The organism is Bacillus sp. FSL M8-0256 (assembly GCF_038005765.1).
In the GTDB taxonomy this organism is placed as follows: Bacteria; Bacillota; Bacilli; order Bacillales; family Bacillaceae; genus Bacillus; species Bacillus safensis.
Window position 1 is genome coordinate 871169 of the sequence record NZ_JBBOTU010000001.1, and the last position, 22966, is coordinate 894134.

Consider the following 22966-nt stretch of genomic DNA (forward strand, 5'->3'; position numbering starts at 1 on the left):
GGAGCGGAGCGAATTGTACATTCGTGAGCACCGGCACGCAGGACTGACAAAGAATGCGAGGGTTTGTCTACACGCTGAAAGCGGCACTAGGCGTGCCGCTTTTTTATTTTCGTCCAGCTCTTATTTCATCTGTCATGCCTTCATATGGTGCTTCTGCGATAATGGTTTCGTCATTCACACCTGCATGATGGATATACGTAATGTCCGCAAATTCTGGGACAACATATTTCGGATAGGTTTCGTATTTTTCACGAGATTCTTTCATGAGATCGATGTAGTCATTTTGATAGCAGACGGTGATGTCTGGACGTTCATGCACCCATTTAGGGAAGAAGATGACGCCATGCATGCGTTTTTCTTCAGGCATAAAGTTCAGAGAGACGTCTGTCCCAGTTGGTTCTGTCCAAGAGACTTTGTATACGCCTTTTGTCAGCTTCACAATATTTACTTCTTGATCACGGACCCAGCGTCCTCCAACCATTCCGCTATGAATGCGGTAATCAATGGTGTGATCGTTTTTAATGTAAATCTCATATTCCCAGCCATTTTCATACGTATAAATCATATGAAGTCCAACGAATTGATCCATGTTTATTCCTTCTTTCATTAGAATGATGTTTTTTCAAACATGTTGTGATTTACATGTTTATTTTAAAGTCTATGATATACTATTGTCAAAGAATAAGCGTTGGAGGCCCATCATGAGAGTACTAAAATATGCCATTCTTGGCTTGCTGGATCAGCATGAGCTGACGGGATATGATATCACGAAACATTTTAAAGATTCCCTTGGACAGTTTTGGAGTGCGAAGCACAGTCAGATTTACCCTGAGCTGAAGCGTCTCACAGAGGAAGGGTTTATTGAATTTGATATTCACATACAAGGAAAAAAGCTGGAGAAGAAGGTCTATCAAATCACAGCGGCAGGAAAAGAAGAATTGCGTCAGTGGTTAAGAACAAAAGATCCGATTCCGGAAACAACAAAGGATGAATTCATGCTCAAAACCTTTTTCATCTCCTCCATGGACAAAAAAGAAGCGGCTGACCTGTTTGCCTATCAACTTTTAGAGCGCACCAAGAAAGTAGATGTGCTGGAACAAAAGCTGCACGCTTTGACAGAGGAAGACCCTTCTGCTGAATCACTGCATTCAGCGCAATTTGGGCATTACTTAGTGCTGACAAGGGCAATCGAAAGGGAAAAAGGCTATGTCCGCTGGCTCCAAAAGACCCTTAAACGAATTGATTCATCTATGATCTAAGGACAATGGTCGGATGATTTGATAAAAAATGGTTTGAAACGAGTGAATTTATCAATAGAAACCGCTACAATGGATATATTCGTATTAAAGTGAGGCGAGTATGTTTGAGTAATCAAGAAGCGTTGTGGAATGAAGCAGAAGCTTTTATTTCTGTATGCTATGAAGAATTAAACAAGTCAAATGAAGAGAAAGCAGCACGTCTGCATGAAATAAAAAAAGAAATTGAGTCTGAAGGAATTTATACGCATACACTAGAGGAATTAGCTCACGGGGCGAAAATGGCATGGCGCAACAGTAACCGCTGCATTGGCCGTTTGTTTTGGTCGACCCTGCAAGTGCATGACTGCCGGCATGTAAAGACAGAGGATGAGGTGAAGGAGGCGCTCTTTCATCATATTGAGTATGCGACAAATGGCGGGAAAATCAAACCGTCCATTACGATCTTTCCCCCAGAGAAAAACAGACAGAAGGAAGTCGTCATTTATAATCATCAGCTCGTTCGTTATGCAGGCTATGAAACGGAATACGGCATCGTCGGCGACGAGGCATCTCTTGAATTAACAAAATTATGTGAAGCACATGGCTGGAAAGGGGAGGGCACACATTTTGATATTCTGCCTCTCATGTTTCAGCTAAAAGGTCAGCCGCCTGTTCTGTATGAGCTTCCGAAAGAAATCGTCCAAGAGGTAGAGATCACCCATCCTGAATATGATGGATTCCGTGATTTGGGACTAAAATGGTATGCGGTTCCGATTATTGCTGATATGAAATTAGAAATTGGCGGTATTCATTACAATGCTGCACCGTTTAATGGCTGGTACATGGGCACAGAAATTGGCGCACGCAACCTAGCGGATGAAAACCGCTACAATATGCTGAAAAAAGTCGCTTCTCTTTTAGGACTGGACACAACCAAGAATGCGTCCCTTTGGAAGGATAAAACCATTGTCGAATTGAACGTGGCGGTTCTCCATTCTTATCGCGAAGCAGGGGTAACCATTGTCGATCACCATACAGCAGCACATCAATTTAAGCAGTTTGAAAAACAGGAAGAAAAGGCTGAACGCAAGCTGACCGGGGACTGGACATGGCTGATTCCGCCAGTATCACCAGCTGCTACCCACATATTCCACAAGCATTACGACAATACCATTGTGAAACCAAACTATTTTTATCAGGAAAAGCCCTATCACAGGACAGAAAAAGCCTAGCGAGAGCTATATGTAATTCCATAAAAAGATGTCTTTTATCATAATACATGTGTCCTCTCATATGATGTTGAACATTTAAATTGATTAAAACAAAAGGGATAGATATCTATCCCTTTTTATTTATTTATGATGACCACAAAAGATCTCTTCCTTACTACAACAATGGGCGAAAGTTTGCGCTCTCGCATTCCACTTCTGGATGACTTTCTCACCCTGGGGCTATTTATCCTTTTGCATTCCCTGCCAAGTTTGATCCCATGAGGACCATTCTTTGATATTAACAGTTGTTATAACATTCAACTCCAATTTTTATTTTTTGTTTGAATTGCTTGTACTCGGTTCATCCAATTGCTCAGAATATCTGAGCCGTAGACTTATAAATACTAAGACCAATGCAATGACCGTTAGGAAAACCCCCAGCAATCGGAATCCTGTAAAGGTGAACGCACCTCCCATAATGATACCTGTCAACAGTGAAGATAAAATTGTACCCAAGTATCTTGATGTATTAAATAGGCCAGATGCTACACCAGCAATTTCTTTTGGAGAGCTTTTAAACAAAGCTGCCTGCATACCAACAGCGTTTAGCCCGTTGCTAAAACCGAATGCGGCTAACGCCAGGCACACACTGATGACTGGTGAACTTTGCGTCCATGTCACGATCCACACTGCCCCTACTACCATCAGTAATGAGGATACAATCAATGCAGGTCTGGGTCCTGATTTACCGACCCATTTCCCTGCTATTGGCGAAGCTGCAATCGAGCTCAAGCCCAAGGTTAACATAAGAATCCCTGTCTGGAATTCACTGACATGACGTACCATTTGCAGGTATGATGGAATCCCAAAAAAGAGTGAATAATAAAGGAAGTTAACTAGCAAGTATTGTATATTGACCCAGGTCATCCCTGGATATTTGGCGAAGGTGCGTAAAGGAATAAATGGCGACACTGTTTTTAGCTCATGTCGTACGAATATTCCCACCGCAACGAGCCCGATTAGCACAACAACGATATTCCACATAGAGAAATGCCCAGATGATTTCGCTGCCAGCAAGCCAACTAGAAGGGCAATCAGAGCCACCACAAAGAGCAGAATTCCTGGCACATCAATCACACCCAGTAATTTTCGAAACGACATGTCACGTGAAACCGTTGCTGCTGGTCCATCATTAGGAATCATTTTCCAAGCTAATATAAAGCTCGCTACTACAAACGGGGTATTGACAATGAAGATCGCTGGCCAGTCCCACCATTGAATAAGTACTCCTCCGGCAAAAGGTCCTATAGCTGCCGCACCGGATAGGAAAATTGATAAACCTGCTAAAGCATCTGATTGCTTTTCTGTAATATGAATGCGTACTATAGCTGTTCCAACTGCAATCAGCATACTAGTTCCGATGGATTGTACGATTCTGAACACAATAAGCCATCCGAAATTTGGAGAAAATGGAGCCAGAATAGAAGAAACTAAGGATACAACAAGACCAGCCAGAAATATCTTCCTCCTGCCGAATAAATCACTAGCCTTCCCCATGACAGGTTGGGCGATAGCACTAGCGATATAAAATGAAAACACAATCCAGGAAACAGCAGTAAAATCAATGCTATACACATGTTGCAACCTAGCAATAGCAACAGAAATCATTGATGAATTTAAAGGGTTTAATAATATTCCTAGTCCAACGGATATCATTAACCATCTGCTACGAGAATTCATTTTTTCTCCCCCTTTAAATTTGTTATATTGATATCTTACTTGGAATTTCACATTCATTCCAACGCATTTAAAGTTATGATATCATTGACCAAAAGGAATGATTGGAGAGAAAATGAAATGGAACTCCTTCAACTACAATATTTTCTAGAGGTAGCTCGATTAGAGCATGTAACTGAAGCTGCACGAAGCCTCCACGTTACGCAATCGTCGCTAAGCAAAACGATTCAGCGTCTGGAAGAAGATTTAGGGGTACCTTTATTTGATCGCACAGGCAGGAAACTGCGATTAAATGAATTTGGCAAGAAATTCATTCGTCGCGCGGAAAGGGCTTTGTTTGAGTTGGAACAGGGAAAACAGGAGATTAGCGATTTGTCTAGAGGAGAATCTGGCACACTAAAGCTTGCGGTAACCACAGCAAGCACTTTGCCTCAGATGATGCGAGAGTTTCGTAAAAAACGTCCTAATATCCAATTTCATGTGCAAATGCTGACCACACTGGAAATGGTCACGCTTTTACATCGAGGCGAAGTCGATTTTTGCTTGTCGTCCTCTCCTTTTCAAGGGGAAGACATCGAATGTCAAGTTGTCTTTGTTGATCCCATTCTTGTAGCAGTTCCTAATGGGCATCGACTGGCAGACCGAACTAGCGTATGTTTAACAGAACTTAAGGATGAATGCTTTGTCGGTATGAAAAGAGGATACGGCACTCGTGATTTAGTAGACTCTGTATGCAAATCGGCTGGAATTGACCTTAAATATGTGTATGAGGGCGATGAACCTACACGTTTGATCAGTCTTGTAGAAGCTGAAATTGGACTTGCCTTCATACCAAGCACAGCAAAAATATCATGGGGAAAGATTAAATATTTGCAAGTTGAGAATCATGAACTTGTACGTGATATCGCTTTATTATGGCATACAAGTCGATACATGACGCAAGCTTCATTGGAATTCCGTAAAGTAGTTCTAGACTATTTTGAGGCAATATCGAACCAGTCCAATTAATCTTATGCATGACTCGTACCGATTCGATGTTTTTACGAGGCCTAAGTCCCAACCAGCCTCAAACATATTTCTACAAGTAGATGGTGATGAACAGTTTACTTGACGGAATCAATGTCCCACGCCTCCGTACGTTCTAGCCTGGCTACTGATAGATTAAATCTAAATAAAAAAAGTTCAACCAGGAAGTTCTGGCTGAACTATATAATACGAAAGTTCCGTCTAACTATCATGAATAGGAATAATGTTTACATATAGCTAGGTTTTTTATGACCGTATTCGAAAATCCTGATAATGAGCAAGCTCGGTGAGCGGCTCCATTTGCATGTCGGTGACTTTTGAAAAAGGACTTCCTTTCCGGACAGTCTCTAAGAAATCAATCACTTTCTGCTGCTCACCCTCTACCTTTAACTCGACATGACCTTCATCTGTGTTGCGTACCCAGCCTTTCATTCCACGATTGACGGCTTCTCCCTGAACAAAATAACGAAAGCCGACTCCTTGTACACGTCCTTTTACAATGGCGTGATAATGAATCATGGTCATCTCTCCTTTTTTCACATCGTACCATAGCCTGCATCTGATCTTCACGCCTCGACTATGATTTGATTGTCAAACGATGTAAAATAAAGGTCAGTAGACACCAAAGGAGATGGCCATCGTGGGACAAAAGAGATACGGCATAGAAGGAATCCAAGTGGGACAACCTATCATTACATATGCAAATGGAAAAGAAATCAAAACAGCCATCAACAAAAGGCGCATTCATGAGCCTGTGTATTTAAGTCAGGTCAATTTTGAAGGAGATGGTCAGGGGGATTTGGTTCATCATGGGGGTTATGATAAAGCCGTCTGCGTCTTTCCGTATGATCATTATGCTCACTTTGAACAATTTTTAGGGGTGCCATTACAGGAAGCTGCCTTTGGCGAGAATATAACAGTACGCCAGCTAGTCGAAACGAATGTGCATATTGGCGATGTGTTTCAGCTTGGAGATGCATTTGTTGAGGTGAGCCAGCCAAGACAGCCTTGTGTGAAATTGTCTCTTAAGCATGGCAACATGAAGCTTGTAAAGGAAGTGCAAAAAACAGGGTATACAGGCTTTTATTTACGTGTACTGAAAGAAGGCATGGTGCCGCCTGATGCATCGCTAGTACTAGTAGAAAAAGCGTCCCATCACATTACGGTCCATGAGGTCAACGAAGTCAAATATCGTCCAACAAGTCCAGAGAGACTGAAAGCCGTTCTTGAAGTAGATGCTTTAGCAGATGTGGTGAGGAAGTCTTTAGAAAAACGAATTCAGCACATTTAAAAAAAGCCGTACATCATCTTAAGATGTACGGCTTTTCAGCGTTTATGAGCTGCGTTTCTTTTGCTCAAGAAGATTTGCAAGGAAATATGTTTTTAAGCTTTGAAGCTTTCTTCCTTCATGCTTAGTCACACCAAGCTTCTTTAATTCTTCGACATACCAGCCTTTGCTACCATAATGCATGATAGAAAACTCCTTTCAATTGAAACTGCCTGCATTGTAACATCTCAAAAAAGGACGTGAAAAGCGTGCAGGTGTCAAGAAATGAAAACTGATTCTATCTGCCTATGATCCATGTATATGCTGGAAATATTGATTTATGAATTTGGCGGGTTGAGGGTAACGAGGATCATGCCGACCGTCATAATCATGATGACAACACCAAGATAGGTCATCATGGATTGTTTTTTCTTAATCCCTACAACCGTTAAGATAATACTTTCGATGAAAAAGATAACACCTATGATGATGAACCACATATCAAATAAGACCCCTTTCACATATCTTTGCCTATTTTACCACAGGCTTTTTTGTTTAGTCGTGACAGATTCGTGAAACGGGCATGAAAAAATCCCCTCTCAGTGAAGGAGGGGATACAGCGTGTAGACAAACCCTCGCATTCGTTGTCAGGTCTGCGCTCCGGTGCTCACGAATGTCAAATTCGCTCTGCTCCGCTGCTCGTCCTTCCTAGACTGCAAAGGTTTTCTATCACGCTGAAAAGAAGACAAAGGGCTAAAATCAACATCATTTTAGCCCTTTGTCAACAATCTGAAGCCCCTCCTGTGAAGGAGGGGACCCGCTGCTTACAGCTTTGTTAAAATAATCGGTTCGTCTTTTGTGATCACAATCGTATGTTCAATCTGTGCGACTAGACTTTTATCTGGTGTTTTAAATGTCCAGCCATCATCAGCCTGATAAATCGATTCAGCATTTGTTGAAATGAAAGGTTCAAAGGCAATGACTGTGCCATTTTTAAACAAAGCATTATCGAATGGATCATAGTAGTTCAAGATATGGTTAGGTGCTTCATGCAGATTCTTCCCAATGCCGTGTCCTGTTAGGTTTTTAATGACGGTAAATCCTTGTTCTTTCGCTGTATTGTAGACCGCACGGCCAATTTGGTTTTGTCTTTTACCGGCTTTTGCATGCTTTAATCCTTCAAGGAACGCATCTTCCGCACACTTACATAATGCTTCAAGACGAGCATCACCTGTACCTAAAACAAATGAAATGCCTGTATCGGAATAATAGCCGTCCAGTTCTGCTGAGATATCAATGTTCACGAGGTCGCCCTCTTGTAAAATGGTTTTTTCACTTGGGATACCGTGTGCAACTTCATCGTTCACGCTGATACAAGTGGTACCAGGGAAGTCATATTCCTTTTCAGGTGCTGAATTGGCCCCATGTTCTTCTAATATTTTTTTCCCAATCAAATCTAATTCTTTTGTAGACATGCCTGGTTTCGCTTGGCTTTTCATTTCTTCTCTTGCCAAAGCGACAATTCGGCCGACTTTTTTTAAGGCTTCTAACTCATGATCATGTTTGACAATCACTGTTCATTCCCGCTTTCTATATCTTCATTCTATTCAATAGCTTACCACATTTTACGCAAAAAGAGTAAAGAGCGGAATTCAAATGAATGTGGACAAATTGGTATAGATAACTAGACGTGCATATGATATATTTTTTATGAACATCATGAATGATTTGGTCATGATGATGACAAAGGGGGGAAATCAGATGGTGTTTCAGTTTTTTCAAAAGCTAGGAAAATCATTTATGCTTCCAATCGCTGTACTTCCAGCAGCAGGGATTATTTTGGCCATTGGGCGGGAGGATGTATTCAATATCCCGTTTATTTATGAGGCAGGGAATGCAATTTTTGCGAACTTGGCTTTAATTTTTGCAATGGGTGTAGCGATTGGTATTTCAAAGGATGGGAACGGGGCAGCGGCATTATCAGGAGCGATCTCTTATTTTATTTTGTCAGCCGGTACAACGTCGATTAACTCAACCAACAATATGGGGGTATTGGGCGGTATTTTATGCGGGCTTTTGGCAGGTTATGTTTACAATAAATTTAAGGATACGAAACTGCCGGAATACTTAGGTTTCTTTAGCGGAAGGCGGCTTGTGCCTATAATGACCGCACTTTTCACCATTCTATTAGCAGCCGTTTTCGGATATGTATGGCCGCCGATTCAAAGTGTAATCAATGATTTAGGAGAATGGATTTTAAGCCTTGGTGCAACAGGTGCAGGGCTGTTTGGTTTCTTTAACCGATTGCTCATTCCATTAGGTCTTCACCATGTCTTGAATAACTTATTTTGGTTTCAATTCGGTGAATTCAGCGGGGCAACAGGGGATTTAGCGCGATTCTTTAAAGGAGATCCAAGTGCAGGTGTTTTTATGACTGGATTCTTCCCAGTGATGATGTTTGGTCTGCCAGCGGCATGTCTAGCCATGGTGGTAACTGCAAAACCTGAGAAACGAAAAGCAACAGCTGGTCTGATGATTGGGATGGCACTTACATCATTTATAACAGGGATCACTGAACCAATTGAATTTTCTTTTATGTTTTTATCACCACTTTTATATGGTGTCCATGCTATTTTGACGGGGCTTTCGCTTTTTATTGTGAACACTCTTGGGATTCATAGCGGCTTTGCCTTTTCAGCAGGTGCGATTGATTACGTCTTAAGCTTCGGTATTGCGCAAAAACCGATCTTGCTTCTTGTAGTAGGAATCATTTATGGCGTCGTGTACTTTGTCGTTTTCTATTTCCTCATTAAACTATTAAAGCTGAAAACACCAGGTAGGGAAGATGATGACATGGAAGATATCGCAGCGGATGATGCGGTGACGGCAGGTGGGGCGAGTATGCTCGTAGAGGGGCTTGGCGGCAAAGACAATATCACCACGATTGATCATTGTGCCACACGTCTTCGCTTAACAGTAGAGGATACTAATTTATTAAATGAAGGTACATTGAAAAAAGCAGGTGCCAAAGGGGTGCTGACTTCTGGAAAAACATCCGTACAAATTATTATTGGAACGAATGTAGAATTTGTCGCAGATGATCTCCGTAAGGAAGTCGATCGAGATTAAAAAAACGTTCAGCCAGGTCAAATGGGCTGAACGTTTTTTTGTTTACGCTGTTCGATCACTAGCACAATACTGATCACAACGAGTAAGAACCATGAGCTAATTTTCCCTAGATGAACAATGGACCAAGCATGCTGCTGATTTGGATATTGCCATGCGCCTAAAAAGGTGGTGACATTTTCGGCAATCCAAATAAAAAAGCCAATCAGGAGAAATGAAACAACAAGCGGCATTCGAAAGGAAGATGGACCAACCTGAAACGAAACCGATGTTTTCCGAAACACAACAACAAGCAGACATGTCAGCCACCATCTGACATCATAGAGCCAGTGATGCGTAAAGAAATTGAGATAAATGCACAAACTGATGCCAATTGAAAGAAATGGATGAGGCCAGTCGGCTACTTTTACATGAAGTCGTGAAAATGCCTGATAAATATAACTAGCCACACTCGCATACATAAAGCCGCTATAAAGTGGAACCCCAAATATTTTTGTATAAGCTTCTTCTGGATAGGACCAAGAGCCCATATGTACTTTATACACTTCTAAACAGATTCCTATGAGATGAAATAGACAAATGACCTTTAGCTCCGCCAAAGTCTCCAGCCGCAGCGTCAGCATCAGGATCTGAGCCGCTAGGCAAAGCAATAGAATGAAATCATACCGGTGAAGAAAAGGAATAGACACCGTCTTTGATAGGGCAAGCGCCGCAAAGATCATGACGGGGAATAGACATGAGATAGCCTGTAAATAAGCAAAATGAAATAGTGTTTTCATACAAAATTAAACCCCTTTTCACTGTCTGAAATGACTTAGACGGTTTTAGCAAGGGAAAAGTTTACCTCAACTAGATATTCATGAACAATTTGTGAATATATATGTGAAAAAGATCACAAATAACATTTTGAATAGTATAATAAGATCATAAAGAAAATGTGAAATATTTCACATAATTTAAAGGGAGGCATCATCATGTTTACAAAATTCTTACAAACGAATGTATGGGCAGCCGTTATCCTTTTGGCAGCAAGACTTTATATCGGATGGACTTGGCTGACATCTGGTATTGGAAAACTAACAGGTGGATTTGATGCATCAGGCTATTTGCAATTTGCAATATCTGAACCTGTCGTCAAAGATGGTCATCTAGTGTATCCGTTCTATGTATGGTTTTTAGAAAATGTCGCTTTGCCAAATGCCGGACTATTCAGTGCCATGGTCATGTGGGGAGAAATCTTAGTAGGCCTAGGATTAATTGTTGGTTTGTTTACAACAACAGCAGCCTTTTTTGGAAGCGTGATGAATGTCTCTTTCTTACTAGCTGGAACTGTCTCTGTGAACCCGCTGCTTCTTCTGATCGCAGTCTTCATCATGGCAGCGAAAGGAAATGCCGGAAAACTTGGTCTTGATTATGTAGCAGGTCCAGTCCTCAAACGAAAATTGAAAAGAAAGCCGCAATTAGAAGTGGCATCATAATAAAAGAAAAGCATCCAGAGCATGGGGACTGACCCCATAAGATGAGACAAATAAAAAACACCTTCAAGTTTGAAAACGGATCGTTGTGATCCGAAATAAAACATGGAGGTGTTTTTTCTATGGGGACAAGAGTGAGTTATCCGGTTGAAGTCAAACAGAAGGCTGTAGAAATGAGATTGGCAGGCGTATCAATGAAAGAGATTTTGCGGGAATTGAATATCAAAAATAAAACGCAGGTTCAGACATGGGTGAGGTGGCATAAGGCTGGGGATACACACCGGTTCGAACAGCCTGTTGGAAAACAATATACCCATAGAAAGGGTCCCGAGTATTCTTCCGATTTAGAGAGACTGCAGGCAGAAAATCGCTATCTGAGTCAACAGAATGAAGTTTTAAAAAAGTACAACGAATTGGAAAGGAAGTTGATAAGGAAACGTCAATCAAACTAGTAGAAGAATTGTGCAAAATGATGACAGTACAGAACATTTGTGTCCATTTAGGCATCTCTCGCGCTTCGTACTATAGATGGAAAAAAGATCTGACTCAGAATCATTCTAAAAAACAACTAGAGGAACAAATCGGCACGTTGTGCCGAGAGCACAAGTATCGATATGGATATCGAAAAATCACAGCCATACTAAAAATGAGGATGCATATTAACCATAAAACTGTTCAACGTATCATGCAGAAAAACCAGTGGCAGTGCCGGGTTAAAATGAAAAAGCGTAAGAAGAATGGGCAGCCCTATGCCGTGGCCGGTAATATACTGGATCGGAACTTTCAATCTGATCGCCCTCTTGAAAAACTAGTAACGGACATCACGTATTTGCCTTATGGACAGAAACAATTGTACCTTTCCAGTATATTGGATTTATATAATGGAGAAGTGATTGCGTTTACGATTGGTGATAAGCAGGACACAGACTTTATTTTAAACACACTTGATCAGCTCCCAGCACTGCCTGAAAACTGTGTGTTACATAGCGACCAAGGTTCTGTGTATACATCTTACGAGTATCAGAAAGCTGTTCATATAAAAGGCATTACCATGAGCATGTCCCGTAAAGGGACGCCCGCTGATAATGCCTCCATCGAATCGTTTCATTCCTCGCTAAAGTCTGAAACGTTCTATCTTAACAGCATTGATCGAACTACAACCAACATTGTAGAACGCACTGTCAAAGAATACATTTATTATTATAACAACATTCGTATTCAAACGAAACTAAACAACCAATCACCGATCAACTATCGGCAATTGGCTGTATAAAGGTGTTTTGATCCCTGTCTCAAAAACGGGGGTCAGTCCCCATGTGCTCAGGATGCTTTTTTATTTAAGAATTGGCTTTTATCAAGTTGATATGCAGCACGGTGAGTTCATGCTGGCTAATATCAGGATCATGTCCAACGATAAATTCGAGCTCATAATCACCGGTGCGATACACATATTTTTTCTCTTTTGTCTGCGGAATGGTGCTCACTGAATCCGCTGGTCCAAGCTGTTTCTTTAGTAACGAAGGGGTCATACCGCCGATATTCGTTTCTTTTTCTACATTTGTACCGAAATAACGGATTTCATCAATTTTGCCTTTTGCATCATAGTGAAAAGCAAATCCGGGATTCCCCATTTCCGCATGATACAAATCAAAGCTGCTTTGACCTGTTTCTGGATATGGATTTCCGAGCTGATGATGAACGTCTTTTTTTGTTTGAACGCCTATTTTCAGTCCCTGAACATAGTAGGGCATTTGTCCTTTATGTGCCAGCTTATAAATGCTGTTAAGTGCGGCTTTTGGACCTTGAGGAACGGATTGCTCTGCGACCATGGCGTGTGCTGAGACAACAGGGCTGAAACCGAAAAGGGCGGATGAAGCAAGTGAGGCAGTCACGACAAAAGCTGCTGTTTTCTTCATGATAAATCCCTCCTTCTTCTCCTATACCCGGTGCAATCATGATCAAACGTAAAAAGAACCAGCTGATCAAGGATCGGCTGGTTCTTAGTATGAGAACGTTATTTTGAAGAAGAGCTGGATTCATCTTTGGCGGAAGAGGAATCCTTTTCATCCTGTACTTTCTTTGTATAGTCATAATCATTGCGGTCAATCGGTGTAAAGCCTTTAGGCTTGTAGAAACGGAGTAAATCTTCGGTGACAATCTTATCAGATGTCTCCAGCATCTTTTTCACCGTTTCATTTTCTTGTGATGCCTTGTCAGTTGGCTCGATTTTCTCGCCTGTTTTGTTGCTGTAATAGTTATTGCCTACTTTTGTGTAGTCCTTAGACACGAAGTCACCATTTCTAAATGGCACAAGCTCTTTAAAGTTCTTCGATAAGATATCAGAACCAGACATTAAATAGTTCTTCGTATCATCGCCAAGCAGGTGCAGAAGAGTTGGTGCGACATCGACTTCACCAGAGTATTTATGAATCTGTCCGCCTTTTACGCCAGGAACATGGATAAAGAGCGGCACACGCATGAGCTGCGCATTTTCATAATCTCCGATTTTTTGTCCTGTCACTTTTTCCATCGCTTCATTATGATTTTCAGAAATACCGTAATGATCTCCGTACATAATGACGACTGTGTTGTCATAGAGACCTGACTTTTTCAAATCGTTGAAGAACTGTTCAATCGCTTCATCTAAATAATGAGCCGATTGGAAGTAGTTATCGACGACAGAGTCACCGAAATCACCAGGCTCGAAATCAGTATCACCTTCATCCATTCCAAATGGGAAATGGTTCGATAAGGTAATGAATTTCGAATAAAACGGCTGCTTCATGTTTTTAAGGATTGGCATCGACTCTTTGAAGAACGGTTTGTCTTTCAGTCCATAGTTCTTCGTATCCTGCTCGTTCATATCGTAGTACTCAGAATCGTAAAATCTGTCATATCCAAAGGACTTAAACATTTCATTACGGTTCCAGAAGGTTTTCGTGTTGCCATGGAATTCTGCTGACGTATATTGATCCTTCTTCAAAATACCAGGAAGTGCTTGATATGTGTTTTGCGCTTTGTTAATAAAAACAGAGCCCTGTGATAATGGGAATAACCCAGTATCCATCATAAATTCAGCATCAGACGTTTTTCCCTGTCCTGTTTGATGGAAGAAGTTATCAAAGTAAAACGTTTTGTTGTCGTGTGCCAATGAATTAAGGAATGGCGTTACTTCTTTTCCATTCACCTTATAATCAATGACAAAGTTTTGCAGAGATTCAAGAGAAATTGTAATGACGTTCATGCCTTTCGCTTTCCCGTAATAAGCAGGGTTAGGATCAGCGCTGTTCGCTTTTAAATAGTTCTCTACATCTGTCACGTCATTTGAATTTGCCAGAGCACGCTGGCTGTTTGATTTCACATTTTGAATGGCATCAAACACAGTAAAGTTATAAGCACCTAAATATTTAACTAAATAATTGCGGTCGAACGATCTTGATAAAAGCTCTGGACGATCGATCTCTGCAGCAACTAAGTTTAAAACAAAGATCACAACAGAGGACACAAGGACGAGTCTAAACGATTTTGACTTTTGAACAGGTACAGTGGCTGTACTTGTTTGCTGCTGCTTTTTCATGCGGACTGCAAGTACAATCAAAATGATTGTATCAATAAAGTAAAACACATCAGTCCAACGCATGAGTGAAAATGCACTATCACCTAATTGTCCGCCATTCGTTCCTGCCTGCATCACTGTAGGCAGCGTGATAAAGTCATTGAAGAATCGATAGTACACGATGTTTGCGTATAGTAAAAAAGACATGAAAAAGTGAATCACAATGATAGCGGCAGGCTGCCATTTTTTCTTGAACAATAATGCAAAGCCAAGAAAGAACAAGCTGGAGCTAATAGGATTCACGAAAAGCAAAATATGCTGAAGCACATTTGATAAACCAAGTTTAAATTCGATTAAATACGCTGAATACGTTTTGAGCCATAGTAAGGTGGCTGCAATCAGAAAGAAGCCGAGACCTCTTTTTTGAATAAATGTTTTCATATAAACACTCCTTTTCTCCGTTAAACGGAAGAGGCGGAACGAAAGAAAACGAACCATTAGAATATACCACGAAATGCACAAATAGAAAAGTCATAACCAGTGAAGAGCCTTTGCAAGCCTGTCCGAGCAATAAAAGGAGAGAAAATGAAAATATTCGCCCGTCGAAAAACTTTTTATGAAAATCGACCTATTATTGACAGAAAATTCAGCAATTTTCCAGTTGCTATATCAATAAAACAGGTAAAAAGATACAAGTCTAAAGAATTAATTTGATTTCTACAATGGTCATTTAGAGAGTATTTCCATTGTTTATTAATGTTTATGCAGGTTAAACAAAAAAAATGAGCCATGTAATGGAATAAGACGATGGATAAAAATTCCTCCTATACGATATATCAATATATTTTTGTGTTTCGTGAACATAATGGTTTTCATGTGTTTTTTAAGGGTTTCATTTATTTTAATTAGTGAACAAATTATCTAAATATACTTAAGTGAACATATCGAGACTATAAACTTCTGAATTGGGGTCGATATAGACAGTGACAGGAAATCTTCCATTGAAAGGATTGATAGTATATGACTGTACGAGCAGAGAACCTCGTTCAGAACTGGTTTCCGAGTGAGGACGGAAATGCAGGAGAGCGTAAAGAACTCATCAAATTGATGGAGCAGATCATTTCAGGGGTCGATGACCTGAAAGATCCCAACCGTGCACACCTTAAAGGTGAAAAGAATCGTGGGGAGGACTTTTACAAAAAGCTCACTGAAACAAGTCAAATTCCGATGAACGGCCAGCAAGCGGAACTTGTGAATGAAGAATTACTGAAGCTTTTACATAACCATCCATACCACACCAAGTATTTCTTCACGAACATTTTGCCAATGGCAAGTACACCAGGAATTTTAGGCATGCTGACAGCTATGCTGGTAAACGGAAACAACCTTTGGGATGTTTATGGACCAGCAGGTGCGGAAGCTGAGGTCAGAGTGGTCTCAATGATGTCTAAGCTCATCGGATATGATCCAAATATGAGCGGGGGATACACAACATGGGGAGGTCAAGGAGCGATTTTTTCAGGACTTCGTTTAGCGATCGCAAAAGCTGCGCCGGAGTCACTGCGAAAAGGAGTTCCACAAAATCTTTATGCGTTTTGTTCTGATGCTGCACATTACAGCTTATTTAAGTCAATGGAAGCAACAGGACTTGGCACAAACAACTTAATCAGAATTAAGACGAATAAAGATCATTCAATGGATATGGAAGATTTGCGTTGTCAAATGGAACGTGTTGCACAGGGTGGCGGGATTCCCGTTTATATTGTGGCAACAACCGGAACAACAGATGCCATTGCAATTGATGATGTCAAAGGGGTACGTGAAACAGCAGAAGCGATTGCTGAAAAGTATGGTCTGAAGGTGCCGCATATTCATGCAGATTCGGCGCTGGGTGGATTCTTTGCTTTCTTTAATGAGTATGATGTATCAGAAAACCCGCTGCAATTCTCAGTCGGTGTTCTTCGTATGCTAAAAGAAATCAAAGCGAAATTCCAGCATCTTTCTCTTGCAGACTCGATGTGCTTTGATTTTCAAAAGCTCGGCCAAACACCTTACACATCCAGTTTATTCTTAGTGAAAAACGCTGCTGACTTAAAGCGTTTGGACCTGGAAGAACAAGAGACGCCATATGTTGGCCATAGAGGCTACGGTGAATACCATACGGGTTATACGCTTGAGTGCTCAAGAATGGGAAGCTCGATCAGTATGCTGAGTGTGCTCTTAACGTTTGGGGTTGAAGGCTATCAGCGCTTGCTCGGTCAATTCTTAGAAGTGAACCTTGCCTTCAGAGAAGCACTTAGTCGAGAAATTCCGCAAGCAGAAGTCGTGAATGATGACAACGTCGGAATGGCTACATTATTTAGAATTTACCTAGACGGCTCACCGCGTTTTCAAGAAGAGATTTCTGGCGAAGCGACTTCAATGGAAATTGAGCGAAACAATGAATTGAACAAAATGCTGTTTGAAAAACTTGGAGAGAAAAGAGATGAGATGTTCTTTGGCGATACAACGAAGTTTTTACTTGTCAACTCAAAAGAAGGTCAAGAATTCTATCTAAGTGTTAGTAAGTTTTTTGTCATCTCACCTTATACGTTACCAGAGCATATCCCTCATATCGTATCTTATTTAAAAGATGTGATTGCATCTGTTTGTGGACAATTTGAAAATGTACATGCTTAAATCAAATCTGAGAGTGGAGATGTAGGAAAAAATGGCGAAACAAAGGAAATTTGGAGGATACACGATATCCTCTAAAATCATGTCAGTCGTTACCGTAACATTACTCGCAACCGTTGCATTATTCGTTCTAACCTTTTATCTAGTGAGCCAGGATTTATCATCCCAGTTATTAAAGCAATTTGATTATCGATTAACAACAGATATTGATACAGCGAAGAAAGAGATCGATAATATGGATGGAAACGTCCTTGGTATTAGCGGGAAAGATGATCCCCTTTATGTGGAGGTCAAAAAGAAATTCACAGAGCTTCAAGAAGATCATACGCTTGAGAACTTATACGTGCTATCTAATAAAGGCAGTAAAGAAAGAATTATTATACTAACCGGTGAAGAAAATGACTTTGATCAAGATTATGCTTTTTCAGAAGAGATGAAACAAGCGCTCTCTGAAGATAAAATGGTCAAAAGTGATATTTACAAAGATTCATTTGGTACACATAAATCAGTCTTTTTGCCAATTAAGGATTCAGGCGGTGAGCTGACAGGGATTTTAGGCATTGATTTAGATGCGTCTGTCGTGCCTCAAACAACGCAGAAGTTGATGATCTATATCACAGTGGCATCTGCCATTGTGCTTATCGGTGGATTACTCTTCTCATACTTCATGGGAAGAAAGATTGCAAAACCAGCACGTTCCTTAATGGAATCAGCGAATCGAATTGCTGACGGTGATTTAACTGGTATGGTAGAGGTTGAAAGTAAAGATGAGATCGGGCAGCTTGCCGCATCCTTCCAAAAGATGCAGGGACGGATTAAAGAGCTCATTTCGAAAATCTCAAACTCATCTAGTGAAGTGTCGAAAATGTCTTCACAGCTTCGTACGGTGACGACCGAATCAAGTCAAAGTGCGCAGCAAGTATCAGAAGCTATGACGAATATGAGTGAAGGAATCAATGATTCTGTCGCAAATATTACGGATTGTACGACATCCGTTGCAGAGATCGATACTCAAATCGAAGGCGTCACAAAAGAAGTTGACGAAATGAAATCTGTTTCATCTGACGTACAAGCGCAATCAGAATCTGGTCAAAAATTAGTGAACCATGTGCTTGATCATCTGAATATGCTACATGACAAGATGACCAACTCAAAGCAGGCAGCAGAAGAATTACAATCTCATTCAACGGAGATTGAAAGTGTCATCTCGATTATTACGGACATTTCAGCCCAAACGAATCTGCTTGCACTGAATGCTTCAATTGAAGCGGCACGTGTTGGAGAAGAAGGAAAAGGGTTTGCTGTTGTGGCAGATGAGGTGCGCAAGTTAGCTGAGCAATCAGCGGATGCGGCTAAAACCGTTTCAGACCTTGTCATCGGCACACAGGAAAACAGTCAGCGCGTTCTTGAAAGTGTAGAGGAAAGTAGTAAAGCAGTGGAAGAAGGACGTGAGCAAATGGAAGGCACGTCACAAAATTTCGCTTTGATTTACGACGGTGTATCTCAGTTTTCAAGGAGAACGAACAATTTGCTTGCTTCTATTAAGCAAGTTGAGCAAGCATATCAAACGATTTCTACATCGATTGAGCAAATTTCTGTTGTATCGGAAGAACATGCAGCCAGCTCTCAAGAAGTGGCGGCAGCAACAGAACAGCAAAGTGCTGGTATGCAGCAAATTTCAAGTGCGATTGAACAGCTCTCTGACATGTCAGAGGACTTAGCACAAATGGTCTCAACCTTCAAAGTCGACAATAAATAACGAGAAAGGGCTAAAATATTTTAGCCCTTTTTCTCTTTTCAGCGAAGAAGGGACGAGCACCTGAGCGCAGGATAGACACCGAATGCGAGGGCTTGTCTAGACGCTGATGCTGGCTCTTGTGAGAGAGCCAGCTTTTTTGCTATGCTTAATCAAATACTTGCGGCGAAAGGAGAAACGCTATGGATTTTGCGCAGAGATTATCAGAAGAACGGATCAAAAAAGCGATGGATAACGGGGCTTTTGAAGGATTATCTGGCTTTGGGAAGCCTTTGCCAAAAGATGACGCTGCTCATGTACCAGAAGAACTTAGAATGGGCTACCGTATCATGAAAAATGCCGGATTTGCAGGGGAAGAAACAGCGCTGAAAAAAGAACTCATGACTGTCAAAGAATTACTTCAATCAAGCATAGATGGAGAGGAAAGAAAGAAACTGTCTCTCATCTGTGAAGAAAAACAAAAACGTCTGGATGAACTTACATCTAAACGCCAAACTTTTGCCCGGCCTGCCTCCTCCTTTTACAAAAATAAGGTCTACGAGAAATTAACGGAGCATAAAAAAAGATGATGACACGCTGCCTCTCCCTGAGCACATTGAGGGAGATTTTTTATGTAAGCGCTGCATTTTGTTGTTGACTACATGTATATACAAATATAAAATATAAATTAACATGTATATACAAGTTTTTTGGTTCTTTTTTCTTATATAAAAAAACGATCTCGGAGGGGATAGTATGGCTGATTATCAGGCAGCAGCAGATCAGATTGTGAAAGCCATCGGCGGCAAAGAAAATATTGATCAAGCGACACATTGTGTAACAAGGCTGCGCTTTGTGCTGAAAGATGAAGACAAGGTGGATGAGAAAGCACTTGAACAAATTGATGAAGTGAAGGGATCTTTCTCAGCGAACGGTCAATACCAAGTTGTTATCGGCCAAGGGGCCGTCAATCGAGTATATGCCGAAATGGTCAAAAGGACGGGGATTGGGGAAGCCACAAAAGAAGACGTCAAGCGTGCCTCTGATCAAAAATTAAATCCATTGCAGCGTGCTGTGAAAACGCTTGCGGATATCTTTATACCGATTCTTCCTGCCATTGTCACAGCCGGTTTATTAATGGGGATTAATAATATTTTAACAGCTCCTGATATTTTCTTCGATCAAAAATCGATTGTGGATGTGTATCCGGCATGGGCTGATTTAGCGAATATGATCAACTTAATTGCAGGAACTGCCTTCACCTTCCTGCCAGCATTAATTGGCTGGTCAGCTGTGAAGCGGTTTGGGGGAAATCCGCTTTTAGGGATGGTCCTTGGACTGATGCTTGTACACCCGGACTTGTTAAACGCATGGGGCTATGGAGCGGCTGAGAAGACCGGTGACATTCCTGTTTGGAATTTGTTTGGACTTGAAGTGCAGAAGGTAGGCTATCAAGGACAGGTTCTTCCGATACTCGTCGCCTCCTATTTACTTGCAAAGCTCGAATTATTTATCACAAAACGGACACCTGAAAGTATTCAGCTGTTAGTTGTTGCACCGATTACGTTATTAGTCATTGGATTTTTATCATTCATTGTCATTGGACCTGTTACCTTTGCAATCGGTAATGTTTTAACATCTGGACTTGTAGCGGTATTCCAGCAATTCGCAGCACTTGGCGGTCTATTATACGGCGGGCTGTATGCAGCATTAGTCATTACAGGAATGCACCATACGTTCCTCGCTGTGGATATTCAATTGATTAACTCAAAGCTGCACGGCACGTTCCTATGGCCAATGCTTGCACTGTCCAATATCGCACAAGGATCAGCTGCACTGGCAATGATGTTTGTCTTAAAAGATGAAAAGCAAAAAGGACTTTCGCTGACATCAAGTATTTCTGCTTATTTAGGAATTACCGAACCGGCGATGTTTGGGGTCAACCTGCGTTATCGATTCCCATTTATATTTGCACTGATCAGCTCAGGATTAGCCGGTATGTTTATCGCCTCTCAAGGGGTGCTGGCAAGCTCAGTTGGTGTTGGAGGCATTCCAGGAATCTTCTCCATTATCCCGAAATATTGGGGGGCATTTGCAATTGGAATGGTGATTGTACTCCTCCTTCCATTCATCGGTACTCTTTTATATGCAAAACTAAAAAAGAAGAAGGATTTTTCAGAAGAACTTAACTAGTGGTGGTGAAGGAAATTGAATCAGCAATCAAATGAACCATGGTGGAAAAAAGCGGTGGTCTATCAAATTTATCCGAAGAGCTTTTTAGATACAACGGGCTCTGGTACAGGGGATATCAATGGCGTGACGAAAAAGCTTGATTACATTAAAGAGCTTGGGGCGGATTGTATTTGGCTCACGCCAATGTATGAGTCCCCGCAGCATGACAACGGCTATGATATTAGTAATTATACAAAAATCCATGACATGTACGGCACAATGACAGATTTTGAACGCATGCTGAAGGAAGCGCATGAGAAAGGAATACGAGTCATTATGGATTTAGCCGTTAACCATACATCCATTTTCCATGAGTGGTTTCAAGCCTCGCGTGAGTCAAAGGATAACCCTTACCGAGATTATTATATTTGGAAGGAGCCAAAAGCAGACGGATCTCCGCCGAATGATTGGCAGTCGAAATTTGGCGGCCCAGCCTGGGAGCTTGACGAAGTAACAGGAGATTATTATCTTCATTTATATGATGTCACTCAGGCGGATCTCAATTGGGAGAAGGATGAGGTGCGCGGGCAAGTATATGACATCATGCACTTTTGGTTTGAAAAAGGAATTGATGGGTTCAGGCTGGATGTCATCAACAACATCTCAAAGGATCAGCGTTTCTTAGATGACGCCGGACAATCTGTGCAAGGCGACGGCCGCATGTACTATACGGACGGGCCGAGAATTCATGAATTTCTGCATGAAATGAACCAGGAGGTTTTTTCGAAATACGATAGCATGACAGTTGGAGAAATGTCTTCAACGAATATCGCAGACTGCATTCGGTATACAAGACCTGATCGGCAGGAGCTGGATATGACGTTCAATTTCCATCATTTAAAGGTGGATTATCCAAACGGTGAAAAATGGGCGATCGCACCATTTGATTTTCAAGAATTAAAGTCGATTCTGTCTGAATGGCAGACGAAAATGCATGAGGGCGGCGGCTGGAATGCGCTGTTCTGGTGCAATCATGATCAGCCGCGTATCGTCTCAAGGTATGGTGATGATGACACGTATCATCAGCAATCAGCGAAGATGCTGGCGACCACGATTCATCTGATGCAGGGGACTCCTTATATTTATCAAGGTGAGGAAATTGGCATGAAGAATCCTCGCTTTGAGGACATTTCGTCTTACCGTGATATCGAATCACTCAATATGTACGAAGTCATGCTTGAAAAGGGAAAATCAAAGGAAGAAGCACTCGCCATTTTACAGGTCAAGTCAAGAGATAATGCAAGAACACCAATGCAGTGGACCTCAGAGAAGAATGCAGGTTTCTCAACAGGAACACCTTGGATTGAGCCAGCCCATAACGACATTTCGGTCGAAGCTGCGTTAAAAGACCGGACGTCCATTTTCTATCATTACCAAGCCCTTTGCAGACTGCGTAAAGAACTTGATGTGATCACATATGGCAGCTTCTCCTTACTTTTAGCAGAAGATCCAAAGATTTTTGCTTATGTTAGAGAAAGCAAGGATGAGAAGCTCCTCGTGATCAATCACTTTTATTCAGGGGAGGCGGACTTTACGCTTCCTGAGGAGCTTGTGCAGGCTGTAGATGAGATGGAGGGGCAAGTCCTGTTATCCAATTATGAGGATGTGCCGGCACATATCAAGGGATTTACGTTGCGCCCATATGAGTCAATCGTTTATCATTTAACCAAACGCTAGAAAATGGGGC

21 protein-coding genes are annotated in these 22966 nt (G+C 41.4%); 12 read left to right on the top strand and 9 right to left on the bottom strand.

Going from position 1 to position 22966, the window contains the following annotated elements:
* Positions 1 to 103: 103 nt before the first annotated feature.
* On the bottom strand, positions 104 to 589 hold the full coding sequence (locus NSQ76_RS04250; protein ID WP_008341777.1) for a phenolic acid decarboxylase: 486 nt from the start codon (positions 587 to 589) through the stop codon (positions 104 to 106).
* 112 nt (positions 590 to 701) lie between these two features.
* Here NSQ76_RS04250 and NSQ76_RS04255 point away from each other — a divergent pair, with 112 nt between their 5' ends.
* Positions 702 to 1259: a PadR family transcriptional regulator gene (locus NSQ76_RS04255; protein WP_024426629.1), complete on the top strand. Its 558-nt coding sequence runs from the start codon at positions 702 to 704 to the stop codon at positions 1257 to 1259.
* A 104-nt stretch (positions 1260 to 1363) separates the two neighbouring features.
* A complete protein-coding gene (locus NSQ76_RS04260; protein ID WP_341052635.1) occupies positions 1364 to 2470 on the top strand; it encodes a nitric oxide synthase oxygenase in 1107 nt (368 codons plus the stop codon).
* Positions 2471 to 2779: 309 nt separating this feature from the next.
* Here NSQ76_RS04260 and NSQ76_RS04265 read toward each other — a convergent pair whose 3' ends face one another.
* A complete protein-coding gene (locus tag NSQ76_RS04265; RefSeq protein WP_176966823.1) occupies positions 2780 to 4189 on the bottom strand; it encodes an MFS transporter in 1410 nt (469 codons plus the stop codon).
* 117 nt (positions 4190 to 4306) lie between these two features.
* On the opposite strand from NSQ76_RS04265, the gene NSQ76_RS04270 reads away from it, so the two are divergent.
* On the top strand, positions 4307 to 5194 hold the full coding sequence (locus NSQ76_RS04270; RefSeq protein WP_034623123.1) for a LysR family transcriptional regulator: 888 nt from the start codon (positions 4307 to 4309) through the stop codon (positions 5192 to 5194).
* A gap of 264 nt (positions 5195 to 5458) precedes the next feature.
* On the opposite strand, the gene NSQ76_RS04275 is transcribed toward NSQ76_RS04270, so the two are convergent.
* On the bottom strand, positions 5459 to 5731 hold the full coding sequence (locus NSQ76_RS04275; protein WP_024426625.1) for an acylphosphatase: 273 nt from the start codon (positions 5729 to 5731) through the stop codon (positions 5459 to 5461).
* Between the two features lie 121 nt (positions 5732 to 5852).
* On the opposite strand from NSQ76_RS04275, the gene NSQ76_RS04280 reads away from it, so the two are divergent.
* Positions 5853 to 6503, top strand: coding sequence for an MOSC domain-containing protein (locus NSQ76_RS04280; RefSeq protein ID WP_341052640.1), 651 nt, complete (start codon positions 5853 to 5855; stop codon positions 6501 to 6503).
* Positions 6504 to 6545: 42 nt separating this feature from the next.
* Here NSQ76_RS04280 and NSQ76_RS04285 read toward each other — a convergent pair whose 3' ends face one another.
* The 3 genes from NSQ76_RS04285 to map form a co-directional block, all read right to left on the bottom strand.
* Positions 6546 to 6683: a YflJ family protein gene (locus tag NSQ76_RS04285; protein WP_064497716.1), complete on the bottom strand. Its 138-nt coding sequence runs from the start codon at positions 6681 to 6683 to the stop codon at positions 6546 to 6548.
* A 134-nt stretch (positions 6684 to 6817) separates the two neighbouring features.
* A complete protein-coding gene (locus NSQ76_RS04290; RefSeq protein WP_087978305.1) occupies positions 6818 to 6979 on the bottom strand; it encodes a hypothetical protein in 162 nt (53 codons plus the stop codon).
* A gap of 324 nt (positions 6980 to 7303) precedes the next feature.
* Positions 7304 to 8053: a type I methionyl aminopeptidase gene (gene map / locus NSQ76_RS04295; protein WP_024424611.1), complete on the bottom strand. Its 750-nt coding sequence runs from the start codon at positions 8051 to 8053 to the stop codon at positions 7304 to 7306.
* Positions 8054 to 8240: 187 nt separating this feature from the next.
* Here map and nagE point away from each other — a divergent pair, with 187 nt between their 5' ends.
* Positions 8241 to 9608 carry an N-acetylglucosamine-specific PTS transporter subunit IIBC gene (gene nagE, locus NSQ76_RS04300; protein ID WP_341052645.1) on the top strand — a complete coding sequence of 456 codons (1368 nt, stop codon included), beginning with the start codon at positions 8241 to 8243 and terminating at the stop codon, positions 9606 to 9608.
* Between the two features lie 17 nt (positions 9609 to 9625).
* Here nagE and NSQ76_RS04305 read toward each other — a convergent pair whose 3' ends face one another.
* Positions 9626 to 10384 carry a DUF817 domain-containing protein gene (locus tag NSQ76_RS04305; protein ID WP_125587257.1) on the bottom strand — a complete coding sequence of 253 codons (759 nt, stop codon included), beginning with the start codon at positions 10382 to 10384 and terminating at the stop codon, positions 9626 to 9628.
* Between the two features lie 195 nt (positions 10385 to 10579).
* On the opposite strand from NSQ76_RS04305, the gene NSQ76_RS04310 reads away from it, so the two are divergent.
* Both NSQ76_RS04310 and NSQ76_RS04315 read left to right on the top strand, forming a co-directional pair.
* Positions 10580 to 11083, top strand: a complete 504-nt coding sequence (locus NSQ76_RS04310) for a DoxX family protein (RefSeq protein WP_024426621.1) — start codon at positions 10580 to 10582, stop codon at positions 11081 to 11083.
* A gap of 119 nt (positions 11084 to 11202) precedes the next feature.
* Positions 11203 to 12353 (top strand): IS3 family transposase gene (locus NSQ76_RS04315; protein WP_208946197.1). Its coding sequence is split into 2 segments (ribosomal slippage): positions 11203 to 11476 and positions 11476 to 12353, totalling 1152 coding nucleotides; the frame shifts between segments, so codons are not numbered across the junction.
* Between the two features lie 64 nt (positions 12354 to 12417).
* Here NSQ76_RS04315 and NSQ76_RS04320 read toward each other — a convergent pair.
* Together NSQ76_RS04320 and NSQ76_RS04325 are read right to left on the bottom strand one after the other, a co-directional pair.
* Complete coding sequence (locus tag NSQ76_RS04320) at positions 12418 to 12996, bottom strand: YjgB family protein (protein ID WP_341052650.1); 579 nt, start codon at positions 12994 to 12996, stop codon at positions 12418 to 12420.
* A 98-nt stretch (positions 12997 to 13094) separates the two neighbouring features.
* Entirely contained in the window at positions 13095 to 15077 is a 1983-nt protein-coding gene (locus tag NSQ76_RS04325; RefSeq protein ID WP_341052653.1) for an LTA synthase family protein, read from the bottom strand.
* 579 nt (positions 15078 to 15656) lie between these two features.
* On the opposite strand from NSQ76_RS04325, the gene NSQ76_RS04330 reads away from it, so the two are divergent.
* The 5 genes from NSQ76_RS04330 (at position 15657) to treC (ending at position 22956) form a co-directional block, all read left to right on the top strand.
* A complete protein-coding gene (locus tag NSQ76_RS04330; protein WP_024425283.1) occupies positions 15657 to 17315 on the top strand; it encodes a pyridoxal phosphate-dependent decarboxylase family protein in 1659 nt (552 codons plus the stop codon).
* Between the two features lie 31 nt (positions 17316 to 17346).
* Entirely contained in the window at positions 17347 to 19071 is a 1725-nt protein-coding gene (locus NSQ76_RS04335) for a methyl-accepting chemotaxis protein (RefSeq protein WP_341052658.1), read from the top strand.
* A 179-nt stretch (positions 19072 to 19250) separates the two neighbouring features.
* On the top strand, positions 19251 to 19637 hold the full coding sequence (locus NSQ76_RS04340) for a DnaJ family domain-containing protein (RefSeq protein ID WP_024425857.1): 387 nt from the start codon (positions 19251 to 19253) through the stop codon (positions 19635 to 19637).
* Between the two features lie 166 nt (positions 19638 to 19803).
* On the top strand, positions 19804 to 21240 hold the full coding sequence (gene treP, locus NSQ76_RS04345) for a PTS system trehalose-specific EIIBC component (protein ID WP_341052664.1): 1437 nt from the start codon (positions 19804 to 19806) through the stop codon (positions 21238 to 21240).
* 15 nt (positions 21241 to 21255) lie between these two features.
* Positions 21256 to 22956, top strand: a complete 1701-nt coding sequence (gene treC / locus NSQ76_RS04350) for an alpha,alpha-phosphotrehalase (RefSeq protein ID WP_341052666.1) — start codon at positions 21256 to 21258, stop codon at positions 22954 to 22956.
* Positions 22957 to 22966 lie beyond the last annotated feature (10 nt).

Coding starts and splice junctions, on each gene's coding strand:
- treP (WP_341052664.1), top strand. CDS start 19,804: ATGGCTGATTATCAGGCAGCAGCAGATCAGATTGTGAAAGCCATCGGC.
- NSQ76_RS04330 (WP_024425283.1), top strand. CDS start 15,657: ATGACTGTACGAGCAGAGAACCTCGTTCAGAACTGGTTTCCGAGTGAG.
- NSQ76_RS04285 (WP_064497716.1), bottom strand. CDS start 6,683: ATGCATTATGGTAGCAAAGGCTGGTATGTCGAAGAATTAAAGAAGCTT.
- NSQ76_RS04335 (WP_341052658.1), top strand. CDS start 17,347: ATGGCGAAACAAAGGAAATTTGGAGGATACACGATATCCTCTAAAATC.
- NSQ76_RS04250 (WP_008341777.1), bottom strand. CDS start 589: ATGGATCAATTCGTTGGACTTCATATGATTTATACGTATGAAAATGGC.
- NSQ76_RS04270 (WP_034623123.1), top strand. CDS start 4,307: ATGGAACTCCTTCAACTACAATATTTTCTAGAGGTAGCTCGATTAGAG.
- NSQ76_RS04255 (WP_024426629.1), top strand. CDS start 702: ATGAGAGTACTAAAATATGCCATTCTTGGCTTGCTGGATCAGCATGAG.
- NSQ76_RS04320 (WP_341052650.1), bottom strand. CDS start 12,996: ATGAAGAAAACAGCAGCTTTTGTCGTGACTGCCTCACTTGCTTCATCC.
- NSQ76_RS04340 (WP_024425857.1), top strand. CDS start 19,251: ATGGATTTTGCGCAGAGATTATCAGAAGAACGGATCAAAAAAGCGATG.
- nagE (WP_341052645.1), top strand. CDS start 8,241: ATGGTGTTTCAGTTTTTTCAAAAGCTAGGAAAATCATTTATGCTTCCA.
- NSQ76_RS04265 (WP_176966823.1), bottom strand. CDS start 4,189: ATGAATTCTCGTAGCAGATGGTTAATGATATCCGTTGGACTAGGAATA.
- NSQ76_RS04275 (WP_024426625.1), bottom strand. CDS start 5,731: ATGATTCATTATCACGCCATTGTAAAAGGACGTGTACAAGGAGTCGGC.
- NSQ76_RS04305 (WP_125587257.1), bottom strand. CDS start 10,384: ATGAAAACACTATTTCATTTTGCTTATTTACAGGCTATCTCATGTCTA.
- NSQ76_RS04310 (WP_024426621.1), top strand. CDS start 10,580: ATGTTTACAAAATTCTTACAAACGAATGTATGGGCAGCCGTTATCCTT.
- NSQ76_RS04290 (WP_087978305.1), bottom strand. CDS start 6,979: ATGTGGTTCATCATCATAGGTGTTATCTTTTTCATCGAAAGTATTATC.
- NSQ76_RS04325 (WP_341052653.1), bottom strand. CDS start 15,077: ATGAAAACATTTATTCAAAAAAGAGGTCTCGGCTTCTTTCTGATTGCA.